14 protein-coding genes are annotated in these 22,891 nt (G+C 41.1%); 3 read left to right on the top strand and 11 right to left on the bottom strand.

Annotated features, from left to right (window positions below; translation table 11 throughout):
- Window positions 1–66: 66 nt before the first annotated feature.
- The 5 genes from nagA to EOK74_RS09965 form a co-directional block, all read right to left on the bottom strand.
- Window positions 67–1,215: an N-acetylglucosamine-6-phosphate deacetylase gene (nagA, locus tag EOK74_RS09945; RefSeq protein ID WP_133469852.1), complete on the bottom strand. Its 1,149-nt coding sequence runs from the start codon at window positions 1,213–1,215 to the stop codon at window positions 67–69.
- Window positions 1,216–1,266: 51 nt separating this feature from the next.
- The gene (locus tag EOK74_RS09950) at window positions 1,267–2,175 is read right to left on the bottom strand and encodes an ROK family protein (protein WP_133469853.1); all 909 of its coding nucleotides are present in this window, start codon (window positions 2,173–2,175) and stop codon (window positions 1,267–1,269) included.
- Window positions 2,176–2,279: 104 nt separating this feature from the next.
- Window positions 2,280–3,596 (bottom strand): sugar MFS transporter, encoded by a 1,317-nt coding sequence (locus EOK74_RS09955; protein ID WP_133469854.1) that lies wholly within the window; start codon window positions 3,594–3,596, stop codon window positions 2,280–2,282.
- Between the two features lie 127 nt (window positions 3,597–3,723).
- Complete coding sequence (locus EOK74_RS09960) at window positions 3,724–5,295, bottom strand: DUF4832 domain-containing protein (protein WP_133469855.1); 1,572 nt, start codon at window positions 5,293–5,295, stop codon at window positions 3,724–3,726.
- A gap of 113 nt (window positions 5,296–5,408) precedes the next feature.
- Entirely contained in the window at window positions 5,409–6,038 is a 630-nt protein-coding gene (locus tag EOK74_RS09965; protein WP_133469856.1) for a hypothetical protein, read from the bottom strand.
- 263 nt (window positions 6,039–6,301) lie between these two features.
- Between EOK74_RS09965 and EOK74_RS09970 the strand changes: the two genes are divergently transcribed.
- Complete coding sequence (locus EOK74_RS09970; RefSeq protein ID WP_133469857.1) at window positions 6,302–7,576, top strand: DUF4832 domain-containing protein; 1,275 nt, start codon at window positions 6,302–6,304, stop codon at window positions 7,574–7,576.
- A 90-nt stretch (window positions 7,577–7,666) separates the two neighbouring features.
- Here the strand turns inward: EOK74_RS09970 and EOK74_RS09975 are convergent, their stop codons facing one another.
- The 6 genes from EOK74_RS09975 to EOK74_RS10000 form a co-directional block, all read right to left on the bottom strand.
- Window positions 7,667–9,877, bottom strand: coding sequence for a DUF4832 domain-containing protein (locus EOK74_RS09975; RefSeq protein WP_133469858.1), 2,211 nt, complete (start codon window positions 9,875–9,877; stop codon window positions 7,667–7,669).
- Between the two features lie 260 nt (window positions 9,878–10,137).
- Window positions 10,138–11,349: a hypothetical protein gene (locus EOK74_RS20955; protein WP_205964603.1), complete on the bottom strand. Its 1,212-nt coding sequence runs from the start codon at window positions 11,347–11,349 to the stop codon at window positions 10,138–10,140.
- A 101-nt stretch (window positions 11,350–11,450) separates the two neighbouring features.
- Window positions 11,451–14,333 carry a TonB-dependent receptor gene (locus EOK74_RS09985; RefSeq protein ID WP_133469859.1) on the bottom strand — a complete coding sequence of 961 codons (2,883 nt, stop codon included), beginning with the start codon at window positions 14,331–14,333 and terminating at the stop codon, window positions 11,451–11,453.
- Window positions 14,334–14,801: 468 nt separating this feature from the next.
- The gene (locus tag EOK74_RS09990; protein ID WP_133469860.1) at window positions 14,802–15,764 is read right to left on the bottom strand and encodes an N-acetylglucosamine kinase; all 963 of its coding nucleotides are present in this window, start codon (window positions 15,762–15,764) and stop codon (window positions 14,802–14,804) included.
- 29 nt (window positions 15,765–15,793) lie between these two features.
- Window positions 15,794–16,945: an SIS domain-containing protein gene (locus EOK74_RS09995; RefSeq protein ID WP_133469861.1), complete on the bottom strand. Its 1,152-nt coding sequence runs from the start codon at window positions 16,943–16,945 to the stop codon at window positions 15,794–15,796.
- 27 nt (window positions 16,946–16,972) lie between these two features.
- Window positions 16,973–18,250 carry a D-tagatose-bisphosphate aldolase, class II, non-catalytic subunit gene (locus tag EOK74_RS10000; protein WP_133469862.1) on the bottom strand — a complete coding sequence of 426 codons (1,278 nt, stop codon included), beginning with the start codon at window positions 18,248–18,250 and terminating at the stop codon, window positions 16,973–16,975.
- A gap of 290 nt (window positions 18,251–18,540) precedes the next feature.
- Here EOK74_RS10000 and EOK74_RS10005 point away from each other — a divergent pair, with 290 nt between their 5' ends.
- Both EOK74_RS10005 and EOK74_RS10010 read left to right on the top strand, forming a co-directional pair.
- Window positions 18,541–21,273, top strand: a complete 2,733-nt coding sequence (locus tag EOK74_RS10005; protein WP_133469863.1) for a TonB-dependent receptor — start codon at window positions 18,541–18,543, stop codon at window positions 21,271–21,273.
- 76 nt (window positions 21,274–21,349) lie between these two features.
- A complete protein-coding gene (locus EOK74_RS10010) occupies window positions 21,350–22,891 on the top strand; it encodes a tryptophan halogenase family protein (protein ID WP_133469864.1) in 1,542 nt (513 codons plus the stop codon).

Raw genomic sequence — 22,891 nt, forward strand, 5'->3', positions numbered from 1 at the left:
ACATCTTCTAAAGAGAACAACAGGTAAATCAGCGTTATTCTTTAATCAAAGATGACAGCATAATGTTCATTCGCTGAGATATCTCTGGCCGCTAATCCAAGTGCCGATCACATTTTGTTCCTCATCTAATTCGACAAAGTTCGCTTGATAGCCTGATTTAATGCGTCCAAATTGATGCTCTAAGCCGATAGCGTGAGCTGGATAGAGAGACGCCATGCGAACCGCCTCGACCCAACTTACCCGCGCAAATTTCATCGCGTTTTTAATAGCCGCATTCATATCTAAGTCTGAACCAGCTAGTGATCCCGCAGCATTAGTACAGCGCCCATCAACTGCATAAATAGTTTCACCATCTAACACGAAAGACTTATCAATTGCCCCCACGGTTGACATCGCATCAGTTACCAATACCGCCCCGCCAGTTTGCTTCGCTGCAACAGCAACACGAAACGCAGCTGGGTGCATATGAAAACCATCGGCAATAATTCCAAACCAACTATTTTCGTCGTTAAGTGCGGCTCCTACCATCCCTGGGGCACGGCTTTGAAGAGGTGTCATGGCGTTATATAAATGAGTAAAGCCTGTTACACCGGCAGCTAATGCATCACACGTCTGCTCATAATCCGCTCCTGTATGACCTGCACAAATAGTGATGCCTTTATCGCAGATTCGCTTAATCATATCCGTGGTAGTCAATTCAGGTGCAATGGTGATTATGGTTTTGCCTACATTTAATGAACTAATGACTTCTAAGCCTTCTTCATCAATTAGGCAAAATTTTTCTTCTGCATGTGCCCCTTTGCGTTCAGGGTTTAAGAACGGTCCTTCTAGATGAATACCCAAAATACCAGGTACCCCTTCATCAATAGCTTGCTTTACCGCAGAAATGGCCTGTCTCATTACGTCAAAACTGTCTGTGATTAGGGTTGGCATCAGGCCTGTAGTACCAAAACGCCTATGGGCACTGGCGATAGTTCGTAACCCTTCAACAGTAGGGGCATTGTTAAACATCACACCACCACCGCCATTAACCTGAAGGTCAATAAACCCAGGAACGAGGTAACGCCCCGACAAGTCGAATCGTCTTTCTATCGTAGCTGGCAGTTCACTTTGGGGCATGACCGCAACAACTTTGTCGCTATCTACAATAACGGCATGGTTTTGAAGTACTGATTGCCCTGTAAATATTTGAGTATTAATAAGTGCTGAAGTCATAGCTTGTTTTTTCTTTTTTGTGTATTGGTTGTTCTTTGTAGCGCGGTCGCTTTACTCACCTGCACATTTCCCGAGATACGCAGCCCCTCTAACACCACTAGAGTCTCCAAATATAGGGGCGACAACGTTAGGAGGCATAACCCCTTTAAACAAATACTGTTTCATTACCGCAGATAAAGGAGGATAGAGTTCATTAATATTTGATAGACCACCACCTAATACTATGATGTCAGGGTCATACATCAGGGTTAGTTGTGCTAAATAACAACCTAAGCAGTCGATGTAAGCATCAAAGGTTTTTTGGGCTTTACTTTCGCCTGCTTGTAACCCTTTTATGAGTGCTGGCACAGATGTATAACCTGCCTCAAAGTGTGTGCACATCCAAAGTAATCCTGGGCCAGCTAGATATTCTTCAACGCAGCTAAGTAAGCCGCAACCACATTGGCGCAGAGGGAATTGATAACGCTGCTGCAAAATAGCAGGAAGTGGTATATGTCCAAATTCACAAGCCACATTTTGCTTACTGCGAAAAAGTTGCCCATCAATGCACACCCCCCCTGCGACTCCCGTACCCAAAACTAAACCCAGTACATTTTTCTGCCCCTGTGCTGCACCGCCATTGGCCTCAGATAACACAAAGGCTTTTACATCATTCTCAAATCCCACTGGACGATTCAGTACTTTAAGGGTGTCTGCCACCAGAGGCTGGCCATTAATACTTGGAATATTGGCAGAAACAGCACATCCTAGACTGTCTACAATACCCGGGAAGCCAATACCTACTGACCCTTGACAACCAGTTGTTTGATCCGCTTTATCAACCATTTCAGCTAGGGTTGCTAAAAGGTGTTGGTAATTATCCCCAGGTGTCGCCACTCTCCATGAGTTGCTTAGTGTGAAGTCAGCATTAAAAATCGCTATTTCGATTTTTGTGCCTCCCACGTCCAGACCGTAATGCATATTTTTCTTCTTACCTATATTTTTCTAATATGAGTAACTGTAGTTGCCAATCTAGTTGACACGTGACTCATAGCTATGTCGCAAAATGTACTCGTTTAAGCCAATTAACTAGCTCGCCAGTGAGTTAACTTGTGTCCTTTGACTGCGTAAAAAGCAATAAACACATAACAAGGCACCATGATCCAATATGGGCTTTGCAAATCACCCGAACCATCAGCTAGATAACCATAAATCAAAGGAATAATTGCACCACCGGCAATTCCCATAATTAATAATGCAGATGCTGTACTAGTATCTTTCTGATTCAAACCGCTAAGAGCTAATGGCCATACAGCTGGCCAGACTAAGGCATTAGCTAAACCAAGTAAGGCAACGTATAACACTGCATTTGGAATAGCCGGAACACCTGTCCAACCGAACAGTAAGTCCCATAAGTCTGTTGAAACTGTGCTTGCGTTAAGCAGTAATACTGTAAAGGTCGCCCCAGCGATTGCAGAAATTGCCAAAGCAAAGCTTTGACTGAGCATGCGAGGGATGAACAACATACCTAACACGTAGCCAACAACCATAAAACCCATAGTATAGGAGGTTAACTCACCAAAATTAGTGACACCCAGCTCTTTACTAAACAAACCAATTGTATCACCAGCAAGCACCTCTACTCCGACGTAGAAAAACAAAGCAATAGCTCCAAGTATGACTTGTGGTTTTTGCAAAATACTGCTGTCGTCATCTTCACTTGCTTCTTCATCTGAATTGATATCAGGCAAAGGAACCGATTTAATAAACAAGCCAAGTACGAATAACATCCCGGCCATAATCAAATAAGGCGTGATCAAACGTGATGACAGCTCTGCAAGTTCCACTGCTCTTTGTTCCATATCCAATGAGGCTAATCTAGTTTCGGTAAATTGAGACATGTCTGTTAGCACAAATGCAGTAAATACAAGTGGGGCGACAATACCTGCACCTTTATTTAAAATACCCATAATACTGATACGAACAGCAGCAGTTTCTCGTGGACCCAGTAGTACAATATAAGGATTAGAAGCAGTTTGTAGAATCGTTAGACCAGCACCTAACATAAACAACGCCACTAAAAAAATGCTATACATTCTAAAATAAGCGGCTGGTATGAACATTAAGGCTCCCACTACCATCACGAACAATCCCAGCACCATACCGTCTTTAAAACCCGTATGGCGTAAAATATAAGACATGGGTAATGCCATCACTGTATATGAAATATAGAAAGCAAATGTCACTAACAAAGCTTCAAAATGGCTCAATTCACAAGCTACTTTTAAAAATGGGATCAAAGAGCCATTGAGCCAAGTCACAAAGCCAAACATAAAAAATAATATGCCGATAATCAGCATAGGGAGCAAACTACTAGAAGGTTGATTATTTGTGCTTGTCATGGAGAACACCGATTAAGTCATAAAATAAAAAAAGGTAATATGGTAATCATTACCTACATACATAATGAAAGAAACCTTACCACCCTTCATTATCTTTCACAAGACTGGATAACGAAAGAAAACGAAATCAATTTTTTACCTGTATACTTTGAAGTAGCGAGTTATACCCTTTTTGAGGTTGCCATGTACCTTGATTAGCAAATTGAATACTGTACTCAGGACGATGACTTATTATTCCACCATTACTCACGTCAGCTATGTGCAGCGATATATGATATTGGCCTTTCTCCATAGAGGCAGGCAGTTGCAAGGTCTCTTCAATTCTAACGTTACTCTCTGGACGCCAGCTTCGAATATCATAACGTTCAGGATCGAGCACAACTGCATACTCTTGCCCGCTAGTATTATGAGTAAATATAACCCTAAGCTGCATTGGGAACATTGGAGACGTAAAACCTAGGTTTTCTATATCTAACGAGAAAAGCATAAGTCCACCAGCATTCGCAGCACTAGAGTACTCACCCTTCACCATGGCTAAACGATAACCAAGACGACGTTTGATATCCGACATACAGCCTTCGTCCTGCCAGTCATTATTGACTTGATTGTTATACGCTGAGTTTAAATAGGTATAATTAAATCGATCTATAATATCGACTACATTATGACTACAGTTGTTTTGAGGAGAGTAGCCGTCATCACAGGTTTCCCCGCCCACAATAGTATAACGACTGTGCTGAGCTTGATGAGTTTTTAATGCATTTACTACTTTCTCGTTATTAACTGGGGCTTTAGCAGATGATCCGTAGTCGGCAAATGTTCCCCAATCATCTGATGTAGCAAGAAAACAATCATTGTATAAACCTAACCTAGAAGCATCAGAGCCATTAAATGCCTGAAATTCGCGTAATGGGGCGGCAGTGACTGGAGCCTCAGCTCCATGCATAAACTTTTGAATTAATTGAGGTTTCCTAACTTGCACAGTTATGTCTTTTGGTACAGAGTCTAATATTGCTTTAACCATTTCAACTCGGTCATCCCAATTTTCATTGTAAATCCTACCTTGTGCATCAAAGTCACCAAAATGATCGGTGAACATCATCTCTCCCCATGTACCTATAAAGCCAGCCTGCCAAGTCAAAAGTACATCATGGTTTTTACTCAACACCTCCGAGACTTGCTCTATATGCGCCAAGACAATATCTTTACTGGCATCACCATAAGGAGGGCATATCCAGGAACCACAATCACCCGTTGGTGGAACATTGTTATAGGAGAATCTAACAATAAATTTAACCCCAGTTTTTCTGGCTGTATCAAAGTCACTTTGTAACTGCTGTAGAAAGGTCTCTGACAGCTCTTTAGTGTTAACAAAGCTATCTAAAATGTATTGCCTAAGAAAAAGTCCATGTCTGATTTGATAATTTCCGCCTACGGGCGTTGAGTACGTATTCCGCAGCCTAAGCAGTTCCTCTTCAGTGACCGCCTCAAAACTACTGGCCTTCGTTGCATAAGGATAATAGAAGCCACGACCTGGGTTCATGATATCTTCGTCAGAAACAGTATATTTTACTTGATGGGTAGGACCGGTACTGCTACTTAAGCTACAACTGAACAACACCAAGCACAGACCTAAAACTAGAAGCGATTTGATTAGGCAAGCAGCGTTTATAACTGGGCCGTAAAATTTTTTAAACATAGAATACCTATTTCTGATATAAAATTTGAGAGCATGGTAAAGGTCACCTCATCCCAAATAAGGACTCGACGGTTTCATTTTTAGATATTTTCTTCGAGTGATTTGGTCTAATTTTATTGAAAGGTGTATGTTGCCATCGCTTTATCTGGACTTTCATCGGTCGCCCAGCCTTCTCCTGTAGATACAAATTTTACTTTAATGGCAGTACCTTTAACGGGTGAACCCAATTCACTCAAAGGAATTCTTCCTTTAATTTGCCTAGGAGTATCCACAACACTTGAAGTTAATGCATTGCTTTGTAGGGCAGATGACCAGCTACCAGACTGAGCCTCATAACGCTCAACCACCCATTGCATGCTATCGTTAGTTATAAAACGAAAACCATAACTTGCATCTAACTGTTTAAGACTCGTAGCTCCTGCGGGTAAAGGATTGGCAGTGCGCCCCCTAGTATCCATACTGAAATACAATTCATGACGGTGCCAACTAGCAATATTATCTTTGTTATCAAAAGAGAAGTACAAAAATTGACTGTCATTCACTAGGCGATTCTTTAACAGATTATTGTATCCTTCGGCAATATCATCACCATCTGTATAAATCGACCAATAAAGATTCTGATCTGAGTTTTTAACTGGAGTTTGCTTTGCTTTCACTTGATAAGAAGCCGTCAACGTAGCAATGACAGCTAAAGCAATGAAGATTGGAAGTAATAGTTTTTTCAGGTTAAAAAATGACGACATAATATTTACTCTCACGAAAACAATTAACTTTTATGTTTCTTTTATTTCTTTTTAAATATTATAATCCTAAAAACCAACCAAACGCAATCAAATGAAACTCTTTAGGGTTGAAAAAGTCAAACACTTGAAAGAAAAATCACCCAAAGTGAAATATAAGACCGCTATTTCTAATTTGAGAAGTGCACCAAATTAACCAGATAAATCTGTGAAACTAGCAATGACCACAGCTACAGAGACTGATTCAAACATAGAGAGTGATAAAGGTGAAAAAGAAACATATCCAGCTGATTTATTTAATCGCATTGTTTTATCAAGGTTTTTTATACGGTACTGAAAACACCTTTAGCCCAATTCGATTGTCGACATCAATAAACAAAGTTCAACCCATGACGGGTATAGCCTTTTGGGCAAATAACAACAAAGCTCTTGAAGCCCTTGGAGACACTGTACAGTTAGAGTATTCTTACTTAACTTATAGTGATGTTATTGAAACTAAAGGTCATTACAAATGGGAAGTCATCGACAATTTACTCAATGATATTGCCAGTCGTAAACATCAAGCAATCTTACGTTTTCACTATACTTACCCCGGTAAAGTCAAAATATCAGTACCTGCTTATATCTTTAATGATGAAGATTACGCCCGCACCTCAGCAACAATCGAAAATAAAAAGACTTTTGTGCCTGACTGGAGTTTTAAAGAACTAGAGACGTTCACCACTCAATTTTTCGCCAATTTTGCAGCTCGCTTCGACGGTGATCCTAGGTTGGCCATGATTCAAGTAGGCTTTGGGTCCTACGCAGAATACCACTTATATAATGGGCCGAGAGTTCTCGGTAAAACCTTCCCTACAAAGAAATTTCAGAAGACTTTTTTTAAAACAATGAATGACAAGTTCGATACAACACAGTGGTCAGTGTCTATTGACGCAGCGAATTCTGAATACGGTCCATTTTCCAAAAAAGCTGAACATGCAAACCTTAACTTTGGTTTATTTGATGACTCAATGATGCATAAAACCCACTCTGTTACTGAAGATGAATACAACCTATCGTCTTGGAAGTTTTTTGGAATTGAACGCTACAAAAAAAATATGATGGGTGGTGAATTCAGTTACTACTCTGATTATGACCAAAAAAGCGTACTTACCTATCCCGATGGTGCTTGGGGCAGAAGCTTTGAATCTTTTGTCGCACAATTTCATCTTAGCTACATCATTGGCAATGATCAGTTTCGTTACCAAGTGCCAGGGCGAATTAGAGAAGCTTCTATGTCAATGGGCTACAAGTTTCATGTTAATAGCTTTGAGGCTTCTAACGAGCAAAGTCGCATCAGCATTTCCAATATTGGCGTAGCTCCTTTCTATTACGACGCCTACCCTGCTGTTAATGGTGTGCGATCGAACATATCATTAAAAGGGTTACTCCCAAATCAGACTATAGAGTTTCTTATAGAATCAGGGGGTGACAAACCCAGTTTCACGATAGAAAGTGAGTATCTGGTTGAGGGTCAAGTAATTGGATTTTCAGCAGATTAAAGGGCGTAAATTGCCTTAAAAATACGTTTTAATTTAAGATGACGCCCTATTTAAAAACCTCTGAAGGTACCGATAGTTCACTGATTGATTTCAATCGGTGAGAGGCAAACTATAGGCCGACATGACTTCATCGGCCAGCGGCAACCGTGATTGAACCTGCCACATAACATCAACATCATTTACCCCGATATTAATGCTCGAGTTAATCGGGTCAATATCGCTCTGTTCTATACTTAGCTCAATAAAGTTAGTTGAACTGTTAGCTTCAATACTATGTGTATTTTGTGGCTCCCAGCTCCAATCTGAACCCGTTGATTTATATAAAGTAACTATGTCACCAGTGCCTTGTTGAATTAAATAATCAGCACCTGACAACGCCCAATCAGATGATTGGAAACCTGTAGAATTGTCGCCGTCAGAGTTGATAAACAAGTCAAAATAAGGCCCCATCTCGTTACCCTCCATCGCTATATATAAATATGTTTCATCAGCAATCACTTTTAATGATGTGACTTGTTGATTTTCGGCACTAGCGAGTAGCGAAATACTATCCCAATCATTAGCATTACCATCAATTGAAATATTCACAACCACGGGCTGAATGGACGGTTCGGATTCAAGCTCAATTAAAGGTTCTGTTGGCCTTGTGTTTTTATCCTCCCCCTCCACATATGCCGAGACAGTCATAGTTTGCTCGAGATTATTATAACCGTTTAACTCATCCCATAAGCCAACATTAGCGAGTTGAATGCTATATTCAGGGCGTGTGGCTATCACACCATGATTCGACACGTCTGCAATATGTAAGAATAAATCGTAACTACCTATGGCCAAATTATCAGGTAGTTTAATGTACTCACCTATTTCTGTGGTACCGGATTGCCAAGTGCGTATATCATTGCCTGTAGCCTCTAGAACAATAGTCGTTTCTAGTCCTGTGATTTGATGCTTCAATATAAGTCGTAACTCCATAGCAGTAATGACAGACGTAAAACCATCATTATCAACAGTCAGCAAAAATGGTACATAATTGCCAGCATTGGCTGTAGCCACTGCTGTAGAGCTAGTCATCGCTAGGCGATAACCTAATCTATTTTTAATTTCGTCCATGCAGGCATCATCACCCTCGGTCCAATCGTTATTGACGGAATTATTATAATCAGTATTGAGGTAACTATAATTAAGCTCATCCATGGTATTAACCACATCATCACTACAATCATTTGCATAAGACACTGGTGGAATAGCCCAATCCTCATCCTTGCAAGTCTCACCTCCCACAATAACAAATTGACTATCGTTTTGGTGGTAACTCTTTAGAATACCCACTGCATTACCCTGTTTTTCTCCTCCGGCAGTACCATAATCAGCATAGGTACCAGTATCAGAATCGTCTGTCAAAAAGCAGTCATTATGAAAACCAATCCGGGCAATATCTCCACCACTAAAAGCACCATCAGCCGTTAAACTACCCTCTGTTCCACTAAGTCCAGCAGTAATTGGCGCATCAGCGCCGTATATAAGCTTTTGTTTCGCTTGTGGTGTTCTTACTTGCACCATAGTCGACTCAGCAGTTGCCGTTAACAACGCGGCCAATACTTCACTTCTATCAAGCCAATTTTGGTCAGTATAGCTAGCACTAACGTCTCCGGCGGGACTAAAGTTATCGGTGTAGTATTGCTCGCCCCACGCACCAATGAAACCTTGTTGTATGGTTAATATAACATCAGCATTTTCGGTCAAAATGGGTTGTAGTTGCTCAATATGAGCAAGAATTGTGGCTTTATCAGGATCGCCATAAGGCTCACTAGCATTTTTATGATAATAAAAACGTACCACCATCTTAATGCCAGCTTCTCGGGCGGTATCAAAATCAGTTTGAGTTTGGCTTAAGGTCTGGCTCGACAACGTTGCGTTGTCAACGTAGTTATCTAAAATAAAAGCTCTTAAAATAATGGTGGCATTAACGCTATAACTCGCATCAGCTGCTTGATAGCCATTTCTATTGGCGACCAAATCGTCTTTATTTAAAGGTATAAACGCACTGGTTTGTGTTTCTGTGTGCTGATAGAAACCTCTGCTAGGGTTAGCAATGTCTTCATCAGATTTAATATAATATTTGTTCGTTACAGTGAAGCCCCCTAATAATTCAGCTTCTGGTGCTGTTTCAGGCTCAGAAACACTCGGAATAGTTGGCGTCTCATTGCCGCCTACTTCTTGACCAGAACCAGTGCTGCCGCTACAACTAGATAAAGCAGCGATCAATAAACTAAATATCAATATATTTTGAAGAATTATCATAAGTTCCTAATGTACGTCTGTTTAAATCAGTTTTATCCTGAGTGCAGATATAAGGTCGGTGATTTTGCCAATGAAAATAGCCAGTGAGTAAAAGACTTTAGGTTGAAGCTAATACGAACAGGTGTCTTTGTTTTCGATAAAAAACCTATTTCTTTGCACACCAGTGATATTTTGAGCGCAAGAAGAGGATTAACATAATTAAGCTTTGAGAAAAACGGCACCTAACAAAGGCACCGTTTTATCTAGCTTAATAGACAGATTTAAGGTGCTTCAGCAGTATAATCATACATACCAGCATCAGGTATTTGATCTGTTCCCCACCCAGCTCCTGTTCCTACAAACATCATTTTGATTGTCGTTATATCTGTAGGATTACCAATTTCACTTAGCGGAATAGACATGGTCGTGTAAACAGAATCACCGCCCTGTGCAGCTGCTGTGGTTTCTGCTTCGACCCAAACGCTTTGATCCACAACTTTCTTATAAGAATTCCAGCCTTCTCCGGTATATTCAAAGCTATATCCATATTCAGCAACTAAGCCTGTTAGACTTGCCGCACCGCCAGCCATAGGTTCAGTAGTGGTATCACTATCATCTGTGTTCAAATATACACTGATCGTATGCCAAGCATCTTTGGCAGCTTTATGCTTTTGTGTAATGACTAAGTCGCTGTCATCTATATTAACGGTCACTGACTCAATGTTATTACCAAGAGGGGTAATATCATCATCTGCTTCCTCAATTTCAATGGTTATTGGTTTATCAAATTGAAACATTGCATCATTGGGGGCTTGATCTGTTCCCCACCCAGCTCCGGTGCCTACAAACATAATATCGAATGCTGCGACGTCCACTGGTTCGCCAATTTCACTTAATGGAATTGTGATAGTCGTAATTACAGTGTCACCACCTGTCGCTGTTGCAGTTGTATCTGCATCAACCCAACCACCTTGATCTACGTCTTTTTTCGAAGCGTTCCAGCCTTCTCCAGTATATTCAAAGTTATATCCATATTCGGCAACTAAGCCAGTTAAGCTTGCCGCCCCGCCCGCTATCGGCGTACTTGTGGTATCGGTGTCATCGGTATTTACATATACTCGAATGGTATGCCATGCGTCTTTAGCAGCTTTATGGGCTTGTGTTATGACTAAGTCAGTATCGACAACTTTATAAGACACATAGTCAATATCATTTCCAAGTGGGCTAATATCATCATCGGTTTCGGTAAGTAGTGCGACTTCTGCACTTGCTGCGGCTTCTTCTGCGGCGGCTAAGGCTGCGGCTTCTGCAGCTTCTGCTGCGGCAATGGCTTCTGCTTCCGCCTGTGCAGCGGCTTCTGCTTCTGCTTCTGCAATAGCAGCGACAAGCGCTTCATCAACTGGCTCTACATTACTTTCTAGCTCTTGCTCCCAGCAACCGCTTAACGTTATAGACAGTAAACTCAGTACAAATATATATTTTAAACTCTTCATAAGAAATTGCTCTGCTGTATATGTTTATTGATGGGCGCCTAATATAGACGCCAACTTTTTATGGGTGTCCATCATGATTTTTAAGGGATCGGGTATATTGATTAAAACTTATAACGTACACCTGCTTTTGCGGTTCGGCCCCACTCAGCATAACTACCCGGTAAGTTAGTGGTGCCACTGAAACCATGCCAGCCTTCATCTAATAAGTTATCTAGTTGCACGTAAGCTTCTAGACCTTCAGCCACATAGAAGGTTGCCGATGCAGATGCCCATGTAGTTGGCGAAGCCATACTTTTATAGGTATCGGTAACACTACCATCTGCATCATAAACATTGAGTGGCGACCAATGACTGGTTACAAAAGCCTCTGAATGATAAGCCGATAAATTTAAACTCATCTTATCGTTGTTATACAGCAGGCTGAGAGAGTAAGAGGTGTCTGGTATATTTTCTAAAACACCGACTGAAAATCCACTGACGATAGACTCTGTATCGATATAAGTATAATTAGATGTAATACCAAAACCTGAATCAAAGAAGTGTTGCAAGGCAAATTCATATCCTAAGATTTTTGCTTGGTCTAAATTTCTTGGTCCTGCAATCGTAAAGGCCACTTCTTCATACATACCTGATGGGGCCCAACGTACTGGGTTCTCCACAAGATAAGTAGGTTTATCTTCTGGATTATCTTGATAAAGATCTATACCTGATTGCACAAAGCCTCTAATGTCTTTTTGAAATACAGCAGCACTAATCGAAGAACCCTCTTTGTAGTACCATTCAATAGATATATCGGCTTGCTGAGCGGTTACAGGGCTTAAATTGGGGTCACCAATATTAGTGATGTACCATTGATTATAAGTAAGGGCGTCATGATCTACCTGTGTTGATAGCTGGTCTATGCCCGGCCTTGACATCACTTCGGCGTACGACAAACGTACAAGTAGCTCTTCTGAAAATTCGAACTGAAGATTCATAGAAGGCAATAGTTTGTCGTAATCATTTTCGACCGAAATTGCAACGGTAGGCCCATAATCAACTACAGAAGCCCAAATAGTTTCAGGCGCCTCTGATACGCTTAAAATGGGTCTATCCCAACCAGTGGATGTCACATCAGTTTGCACATACCTCACACCTAGATTACCGGAGATGTTCACAAAATCGAATTCGGTGCTAAAGTTAGCTTGTACAAAGATAGACACAGTTTCTTCTTCAACAGCGCCTGACAAATTAGAGTTAAAAACGGGAAACAATGTATCCGAGTAGCCATCGACATAGGGCTCACCCGTAAGAGGGTTGATAACATTCGCATTCCCATCTGCTGACTTGATTGCTTCAAATGCATTGGCAACATCAAATATCGCAAACTCGCGAGGAAAATCTCCACTTACGCCATCAAGAAAATTATCAAACGGAAAAGCTTTTACTACATCAGCATCAACATCGTCCCATGTAAATGGCGCTCCGCTATACAATGACATGTTGGCGCTATTGTCATACTGCTCACGTTCTTTAGTTCGTTTGTTGTATACCACACCGTATTCAACACTATTTATAACGTCCAAATCCAAAAAAATCTGATGTTCCAATGAAGCTCCTATCACTTCATCGTCAATATTAATGCCTTCTAACCGAGTAAAATGAGGACCAAATTGACCATTTCCAACAATGTCACTGACTTCAGTGATCCCCCCCTCATTATCAGCAAAATCTAAGGTAATGCTTGGTAAACCGCCATCTGTTAATTCCATCCTAGCGGTTGTCTCACCAGCAACTACAGGCACAGAAACAACAAATCTATCTTTGCCACCGGCTTCGCGAGTTGCATTAGACATATATACATCACCGGTTAACACTGAGTTTTCAGTCACGTTATAGGTAAAGTTTGCCCCCAAATTGACAGTGTCTACAACACGATGCTCTTCAAGCGTCACCAATTGCGGTAAGAGATTTTGCACGGTTAGACCGGTAACTAATGTGCCTAGCGGATTCAACTCAGTTTTTATTCCACCATATGTAGCATCTGTGCCACTTGCGATAACGTCTGGGAAAAAATAAGATTCGGTATAACCTTTACTGGGCGTGTCTAAACGAGTCCATAATGCGTCAACAACAATATCTAAATCACTATTAGGTCTGTATTGGAATGCGGCAGAAATCGCTGTACGCTCTTTATTTTCTTCACGAGCAGTATAGGCAATGGTACCTGGGAAAATTAACTCGTTATCCGCTGGGTCGTTCGTTAGGCCATCACCATTTCGATCCCAAGACCAATTTGTACTGGTTGAAGGCTCCCACCAATTATCTGACAATTCATCAGTTCGAGTTGGCGCTCTGCTATATAGGGCAGAAACTAAAATACCCATAGTGTCATCATTAAATGTATGACTACCTACGCCTGTTAACTTGTAACCATATTTATCTGCCTGTTCTCGATATATACCTTCAGCTCCGAAAGCACCATGAGTACCAGCGTTGTCAAACGGTCGAGCAGTTTTAAGATTGATAGCGCCACCAATACTGCCTTCTAATTGCGAAGCGGTAACTGATTTATGCACCCAAGCTTCAGAAATAACCGAAGAAGGTAAAACGTCAAAAGCAAAGTCACGACTTGATGAATCTGTTGCCATAATACGATTATTGATTGTAACAATACTAAATTCTGGCCCCAAACCACGAATACTCACGCCTTGTCCTTCACCTCCAGATGTTCTATCTATGGTGATACCTGTGATGTGTGATAACGAATCTGCTACGTTAGCATCAGGGAAAACACCTAACTCAGCTGCTGTAATGCCATCGACAATAGAATCGCTCTCACGTTTCACATCCAACGCCTTGATAAGACTTTTCTGAGAAGAAGTCACTGTGATGACTTCATATTCATCCTCCATGACTTCTTCATCAGCAGCATAAGTAAATGCCGAACTACATAGCAGGCTTATTGCCAGAGTCAGTCTTGTTTTCCTAAATTTATTATTCATATTTTCACCACTCGATTTAGTTTTTTATTATGTGTAATCAATATGTCATAAACTTTTTATCAAAAAGAAACACTGAAATCAAATGAAATTTCAAAACATTATCGAAACGAAACATAAATAGTCAAAAAAAACGCAAGTGAAACAAAAAGTGACATTAAAAAATGATTTTTTATATAGAAAAGACATAGTAAATTTCATTTTGCAGCAATTAGGGAATATCGTTAAAGTTAAGGTTAAATCCCATTCAAGAAACGTATCATAACTGCAGATTTATTGAGGTTTCCAAACATACTCTGGTGATAGAGCGGCTCATCTGTGCGTAACGCAAACCACCCTAAAAGCGTGGTTCATATTGGATGGGGGTAATAGAATTAGATTCATCTTGATAAAGTCAGATGTCAGAAATTACCTATGACCATTTACTATGCTTTTCTGACTGTTACTTGATAGGCTAGCATGACTCTGAATTTAGAGGTTTTGCAACTTATGTAAGCATGACTTAGAGGCAGTTTCACCTGATAAATGCATAGCATACAAAGCCGAGCCAATTACAGGGCTATACAAAGGTGATGAAATAGAAAAACGCAATGTAGTTTGATTAAGGGCGTCTTTCATTGGCTTAGAAACCAATGAGCCCGAGCGAAACACACCGCCCGAAAATGAAAGGTTAACATGCTCATTTTCAGTAAAACCTAGCACTTCACGGGTACTGAGTACAATTTTAGCTAGCTCTTTGCCGGCTTCTTCCATGATCCTCAAAGCTTCATAATCCCCTAAACCCGCAGCTTTGCTCACCAAAATTGATACCGCTGCAATCCGGCTACGCTCGCCTTGCCACTTAGACAATACGAGTCCGGTAATATCTAAATCTTGCCCAATAGCTAAGTCTTGTTTAATGACTTCGTATAAAGGCCCTTTTTTTAATCTACCGTCAGACATTTGTGAGAATGCACGCAACCCGTTTATGGCAACCCAATATGCTGAGCCTTCGTCACTAAACAGTTCTCCCCAACCACCACAACGAGCACGCTGATTTTTTCGCACGCCGTAAGCAATAGATCCAGTTCCAGCTACAATATTAATGCCGTCCTGCCCACCAAATGCAGCTGCCCAGCCGTTCACCATATCATTGTCACATTGGTATTGCTTTGCTGACAATATACTACTGGGCAACTCGGAGATGCGGTTATCGACTTCACTATCTTCACCGAAAGCGGGTAACCCAAAGAAAGCGTAAGTAAGGTCATTAACGTTTTTTTTAGCTAAATGTAGCGTCTTTGAAATGCCACTTTCAATGACATTCCTTGCTCCATCAAGTCCCACTTGGATGTGATAGCAGGTTGGCTCTGAATGTTCAGCTAAAATGTGACCATTTTTATCAATGAGCACAAACGCGGTTTTTGTGCCCCCGCCATCAACACCTAAAAACATGAGACTTACCTCTTCTAACCATATCTCACTTACAAGGCGTGGATATGCACTCCTTGAACCACACGATTAATCGTACCCGATGAACTTGGATTATCTGGCGTATTATTTATCGCCAAAGAATGTTGTAAGGCATACACCTGAGCAGACGCAATAAATGGGAACATTAAATAAGTATCGTCAACCTCAGACATATTATCCAACATCACACACTCACCTTGTTTAAACACTGGGTCACTTTTAGCCGTAATTGATAAAATCTGCCCAACTTCTTGATCATTCTGTAATTCTGCGAGTAACTCTAGGTCATATTGTCGAGTGTATGGATCGTTTGAAATAAAAATAATCACTAAGGTTTTATCATTAACCACTGCTTTCGGCCCGTGGCGAAACCCTAGAGGTGAATCAAAGGTAGACAATGCTTGCCCGTCTGTTAGTTCAAGTAACTTCAAAGCTCCCTCTTGAGCCAAGCCTTTAGATACACCGCTACCCAAATAAACCACACGCTCGAACTTTTTCATTGCCACACTTTTCAACATCATATTGTAGGTTTTCAATAATGCTGAGGTCGCATTAATCGCTGCAGTTAAGTGCTGTTCGAAAGCATCCGAGGGGCAAAACACGTAAAGAGCAGTCAACAACATACAACTAAAACTTGAAGTCATAGCGAAGCTCTTATCATTGGTCTCTTCTGGCATAAGCAACGCAAGTTTATTGTCACCTTGGCAACGTTTATACAAGGCCCCTTCTGCATTACAAGTAATCGCAATTTGAGAGCAGTTTTTTACCAGTTTTTCTGCACACTCAAATGCTGCAACACTTTCTGGGCTATTCCCTGAACGAGCGAATGACACTAATAAAGTGGGTACATCCTCTTGAAAGAACTCATGGGGATTAGACACCAAGTCTGTAGTTGGAATGGCTTCAACTCGGCCACCAAAGCTTTTTAAAATAGCAGGGGCAATACTGGCACCTACAAATGCTGAAGTACCTGCACCAGTCAAAATTATGCGAATATTTTTGGTGTCTAACACTGGCCTTAAAAACGCTTCTATTTTGCCTTTGTTAGCCTCTAGCATTTGATAAGTTTTTTGCCATGTCGCGGGTTGCTGCTCAATTTCTTTGGCAGTCCAATAAGCATCCATACTTCGTAATGTTGCTTCTGAGTAATCTAAATAGGTCATAATTTTACACCTCCTTCGTAGTTCGGCTTAATTGCTATGACAAGCAGCTGAATATTGTGCTAACACTTCTGATATTTTATGAAAAATCAGTTCTTGAGTACTGGTACCTATCTCTCCATTCACTATAGCGCCATACTGATTAGGCAAGTACTGGCTCACTAATGTAAGAGGTGGTGGAGTGTTATCTAAGTTTTCAATCAGTTTATTCAAACTAGCTGTGACCTCCGGTTGTGGCCAGTAGTAGCGAATACGGTCACTCAAGCTATATTGACAATCCAATGCCTGTTCTTTGGTGTCTTGTGAATAATACTTCTTCCAATAGACAGGCTTGTCCTGCATGGCTTGCAGTAAAGTTTGTTTCAAATTTGCACGGTTTGCCTGCTCAATCCACTCTTGCTCGATTAAATCTAGCGCCCAACATGCTTCACGTAAAGCATAGGTTAACCATGGTCCAACCTTGAGAATGGCAAAGTGTCCTTTAACCAAATCAGCCAAGTGCTCAGCAGTTTGATAGTCTGTTGAGTGCGCTTCGTAGATCATAAGGGGATCATTTTCAATATTTTGACTGAGTGCCTGGGCTTTTTCTGGCTTAAACGCCATCACTTTATGATGATCGAATTCAACACCTGGCTGCACAACCAATGCAATGATCCTCGGCCATGTTAATTTAAGGCCTGCATCAAAAAAAGCGTGTTTATGAATTGCAATGGTTTCGGTTGCCGCCTCTACTGAAGTGGGAGTCAGATCATCTAAACCTTCCTGAGCACCACCAGGAACTGGCACTTCAGTTCCTATAATATATACGGGTGCTTCGCCACCCACTTGTTGCCACGTTTGTTCTGCAACCGCACAAAGCCTAGCCGCTCTTAATGCAACCAAATCATCACCTAAAGGCACAGGGTCATCACTGCATGACATTGAACAGTCTAAGTGAATTTTTCTAAAGCCTGCCTTGATATACTCTGCAATTAATATATCTGACTTCTGCATAGCTTCTTCGGCAGTTAAATCTTGCCAACAGTTTGGACCTAGGTGATCGCCTCCCATAATGACACGGTTTCGTGGTAAACCTACTGTATCTGCTATCGAAAAAACCAGATTACAGAAGTCATTAGGGCGCATACCCGTATAACCACCATCTTGGTTTACTTGATTAGAAGTTGCTTCAATAACTAAGGTTTCGCCTTGCTTCAACGCATGACGCATTGAAGCCTCAATGACTAAAGGGTGAGAAGAACATACCGAATAAACACCGGTTATCTCACCTGCTTTGTGCCTTTGCACCATTTGTAATAATGCTTCCAAATCTTTTACCTCTTATCTAACGATTAAACTCCACCAAAGGAATCAAAGTGAAACAAAAACAAATAGAATATAACACACAATGTTTCATATGCTTACTTTTTTTAAGTAAAAGTATAATAAAGCTAAACATAAGAACAATCAATGAAACGAAAAACCTATACAACTTCATTTTATTTCCTATTGCCTTGACTTGAGTTTCATTTGGCTTCATTATCAATTCCAGCTTATCAAATTTTGTTTGACTACTAGAACAACATTACAAACTGAAATAAAAATGAGAGGGTGAAGAGATGATAAAAATACTGGAAAGAAAGTTTAGAAGAACAGCACTATCCATAGCGGTTGTATCCGTTATGTCAGTTCCACAGGCTATTGCACAGGATGATACAGAAGTCATCTCAGTCTCTGGAGTGAGAAGTAGCTTGGCAGAATCTTTGTCTAACAAAAAGGAAGCAAAATCTCTTGTAGACTCAATAGCAGCTGAGGAGTTAGGACGCTTTCCAGATGACAATGTCGCAGACTCTCTTTCTCATATTTCTGGTATTACAGTAAGTAGGACCCGTGGTGGGGAGGCTCAGTACGTTAATATTCGAGGCTTAGGACCAGAGTTTAGTATCGTTACCCTCAACAACCGAATTTTAGCGACCGACGATGGAGGGCGTAATTTTGCTTTCGACGTTATCCCTTCAGAAATGATAAGCGGTGCAGATGTATGGAAAACAGTTCAAGCTAAAAATGTTGAAGGCAGCATTGGTGGTGCGGTAAACCTCAAATCAGCCCGCGCATTTGATAATCCAGGCATGCAGGGAGTTGTATCTGTCACAGGCGATTACAATGACCTTTCTGAAGAGGTAGGTAAAAAATTCAATGGTGTATTCAGTAACACTTTTGCGGATGACACTCTTGGCTTTATTGTCAGTCTTAGTTCGTCATCAGGTACTGAAAGAGCTGATGAGATGATAGACAACTATGTGTTTGGCGTAAATGATGGTTTGAGTTATGACGTCAACAATGACGGCACGATTAGCTCAGATGAAGAAAATTTGGTGATCCCGGGGTCATACGCTCTAGGTGCTTATGCCACAGACTTCAAACGCAATGGCCTAACCTCTTCATTACAGTGGCGCCCAAATAGCCGTTTAGAAGTCACTGCAGATATGATGATAACTCAATTAGAAGCGGACTCTACAGGCTACACTCAATCATTTTATATGGTAGATGCAAGTGCTGCACAAGACCGCCTTACCAACATTGTATTAGATGGTAACGTAGTCACTCAAATGGATATCGCAGATGTGACTATGGAAGTAGTAACATTAGATGAACACCGCACAGTAGATAGTAGTATGTTCGCCTTAAGTGCTGAGTATATGGTAACTGATGATCTAACCATTAAAGGTGATATTTACCGGTCTAGCTCTGAGCGTGATTCTGGAGGAAAAAACACCTTTGTAGTAGCGGGTTCGCCTGGTGCGCACTCAGGTACATATAGCCTAAATGCGGGTGGCTTACCAGATTACATCCCTAACTGGACCGAAGGCCGTAGCTCCGATGACTTTGGAAATGATGACTTTTCACCTCATTGGGCAGCACGTGATGGCAGTGATATAGAAGATGAAGTCACTGGTTATACCTTGGATGGTGATTGGCAATTCAGTCATGACTATTTGGTGAGTGTAGACTTTGGCATTGCATATACCAGTCGAAATAAAACAAATACAGCCTATGATAACTACAGCGCAGGAGCATGTAATTATTGTGGATACCCTTTTACTTTTGGTGAAGTGGGCGCTGATGTTGTATTACCTTTTCCTTACGACAACCTTTTCGACGGCGAATCAGGCAACTTTCCTAGATCGTTTCCTATTTTCAGTATTCCTGATTATGCTTTAGGACTTGCTGCATCTGACGGAATGACACTAACAGACTATAACGGCAACACTCGTACATTTGGCGAAAATGAATCAGCTCTTTGGGAGCCAGTCTACAACCCAGTTAATTCTTATGACATAACAGAAGATACAACAGCCTTATATGCCCAAGCCAATTTAGAAGGTGACAATTGGTACGCAAATATTGGCGCAAGGGTAATAGATACCGATGTGACTGCCGCATATTCGTATAACAACATTCTGTCGATAGACGTTGTTGATCCAGACTCGTCAAATCCTTCATGGGATGTAGAATATTCTGATGGTTCCGCGCAAACTGCAAAAGGAGGTTATACAAAGTTCTTACCTGCGGCCAACTTCGGCATTTACCTGCAAGAAGATTTATTATTTAGAGCTGCTGCTGCAAAATCACTATCTCGCCCCACAATTGACCAAATGGCTCCTTTAACAACAGACAATGCTCAATCAGGATTATTCACTATGAATATTAGCGGTAACCCTGACATTGAGCCCGTTTACTCAAATCAAATCGATGCTGCATTAGAATGGTATTTTGAAGAGAACAGCTTACTCAGCGCCTCTCTATTTTGGAAGGATTTAGATGGCTTTATCACCTTGAATACCACCAATGTAGTTATTGCAGGTGAAAACTTTACAGTGACTCAGCCAATTAATGGCGATACGGCTAAAGTTAAAGGGTTTGAATTAGGTATTCAGAAGTTTTTTGAAAATGGTTTTGGTGTAACTGCAAGTTATGCTTATACCGACTCTAGCACAGTAGTCGATGGCGTTGATGCCGGAGCACTAGTTGGGGTGGCTGACAATTCTTATTCATTATCTCTAATTTACGAGAAAGACAAAATCAGTACACAAATAGCATTGGACTACACGGGTGAGTTAGTTGCCGATTCATTCAGTCCTCTTGGAGATGACTATCAAAGTACGACGAATGCCGTGTCCATGGTAAGTGCTTCTTTTAATTATAACGTAAATGACAATGCCCAATTGTTCGTTGAAGGAAACAATCTATTAGGCGAGTCAAACCGCACATTCCAAGGTCGCAACGATCTGCCAGGCAATATTCAAGTCTACGGTAGAACCTTAAAATTCGGCGCTCGTTATACTTTTTAACAACAATAGCTGGCAGCAAAATGCTCACCCATTTTGCTGCTATTTGAGTTAATCAATAAAAGTTTCCTCCTTTGTCATGAATAAATCAGTCAATAACATAATCATTGTAGGTGGCGGAACATCAGGTTGGATTAGCGCAGCCATTTTGGCAAAAAAATTCGCCTCAATCCAAGGAGCACCTAAAGTCACCTTAATTGAGTCAAAGAGTGTGCCTACTATAGGAGTGGGTGAGGGGACCTGGCCCACCATGCGCAATACCTTAAAACGTATAGGCATTACCGAAACTGATTTAATCACCCAATGCGATGCTACCTTTAAACAAGCCAGTAAATTTGAGGGATGGGTAACGGGTGATAAATCAGATGTTTATTTTCACCCATTCAATAGTACTAAGGGATATCCACGTATTAATCTAGCTAATTTCTGGGGGCAAGATAGTGAGATTGACGCTTCATTCTCTAGGGCTGTAAGTTGCCAAGAATCATTATGTGAACAAGGTTTAGCGCCCAAGTTAATTAGTACCGCAGAATACAAAGACTTGGCTAATTACGGGTACCATTTAGATGCGGCGAAATTTGCCTCTCTTTTAAAAAATCACTGTTTAACCAAGCTTAATGTCAAACATATTGAAGACCAAGTCGTCGACGTAAAAACCTGTATAGCAGGAAATATTAGCGCGGTAGTTACCCAGCATCATCAAACTGTGCACGGAGACTTATTTATAGATTGCAGTGGTTTTTCAAGTATTTTGTTAGGCAAGGCACTTGATGTGCCGTTTATCTCTAAACAGCATATCCTTTTTAACGACAGCGCCATAACCGCACATGTTCCCTATGCGAGTGAAGACCAGTCTATTCCTTGCTTTACTCGTTCTAGCGCCCAACCTGCAGGCTGGATATGGGATATCGGTTTACCCCACCGCCGAGGTGTGGGGTATGTTTATTCAAGCCAGCACTGCTCTGACACACAAGCTAAAAAGCAGTTACAGATGTATATAGGTACGCAATCAGTACCCACTGAATTTCGTAAAATTTCATTTAAAGCGGGCCACAGGGAGGTATCTTGGAAAAATAATTGCGTTGCCATTGGACTATCTGCTGGCTTTCTCGAGCCTTTAGAGGCATCGGCATTAATGTTTGTAGAAACCGCTGCCACTATGCTCGCTGATCAATTTCCGGCTACGTATGAGTCTATGCCGAGTTGTGCCAAGCGGTTCAACCATGCTTTTATCTATCGATGGCACAGAGTCATTGATTTTCTAAAACTACATTACGTTTTAAGCCAACGCTCAGAGCAATATTGGCGTGATAACCGCGAAGCCAGCTCAATACCAACCTCATTGCAAGCGCTACTAGAAGACTGGAAACATATGCCTCCCTCAGATATTGACTTTGCTAGCCAACTAGACCTATTTCGAGCCCCAAGTTACCAATATGTACTCTATGGTATGGGGTTTAAAACTAACTTTGCCGCCGCCAAGCACACATTAGACAATTCAGAACTTGCGAATAAGTTTTTTGACTTGAGACAACAGGAACAACAAAAACTATCTATTAGGCTACCTAAACACAGAGAATTAATAGATAAAATTCATCAGTATGGATTCATGGAAATTTAA

It is taken from the genome of Paraglaciecola marina (genome assembly GCF_004360155.1).
GTDB classification, from domain to species: domain Bacteria; phylum Pseudomonadota; class Gammaproteobacteria; order Enterobacterales; family Alteromonadaceae; genus Paraglaciecola; species Paraglaciecola marina.

Coding starts and splice junctions, on each gene's coding strand:
- nagA (WP_133469852.1), bottom strand. CDS start 1,215: ATGACTTCAGCACTTATTAATACTCAAATATTTACAGGGCAATCAGTA.
- EOK74_RS09950 (WP_133469853.1), bottom strand. CDS start 2,175: ATGCATTACGGTCTGGACGTGGGAGGCACAAAAATCGAAATAGCGATT.
- EOK74_RS09955 (WP_133469854.1), bottom strand. CDS start 3,596: ATGACAAGCACAAATAATCAACCTTCTAGTAGTTTGCTCCCTATGCTG.
- EOK74_RS09960 (WP_133469855.1), bottom strand. CDS start 5,295: ATGTTTAAAAAATTTTACGGCCCAGTTATAAACGCTGCTTGCCTAATC.
- EOK74_RS09965 (WP_133469856.1), bottom strand. CDS start 6,038: ATGTCGTCATTTTTTAACCTGAAAAAACTATTACTTCCAATCTTCATT.
- EOK74_RS09975 (WP_133469858.1), bottom strand. CDS start 9,877: ATGATAATTCTTCAAAATATATTGATATTTAGTTTATTGATCGCTGCT.
- EOK74_RS20955 (WP_205964603.1), bottom strand. CDS start 11,349: ATGAAGAGTTTAAAATATATATTTGTACTGAGTTTACTGTCTATAACG.
- EOK74_RS09985 (WP_133469859.1), bottom strand. CDS start 14,333: ATGAATAATAAATTTAGGAAAACAAGACTGACTCTGGCAATAAGCCTG.
- EOK74_RS09990 (WP_133469860.1), bottom strand. CDS start 15,764: ATGTTTTTAGGTGTTGATGGCGGGGGCACAAAAACCGCGTTTGTGCTC.
- EOK74_RS09995 (WP_133469861.1), bottom strand. CDS start 16,945: ATGACCTATTTAGATTACTCAGAAGCAACATTACGAAGTATGGATGCT.
- EOK74_RS10005 (WP_133469863.1), top strand. CDS start 18,541: ATGATAAAAATACTGGAAAGAAAGTTTAGAAGAACAGCACTATCCATA.
- EOK74_RS10010 (WP_133469864.1), top strand. CDS start 21,350: ATGAATAAATCAGTCAATAACATAATCATTGTAGGTGGCGGAACATCA.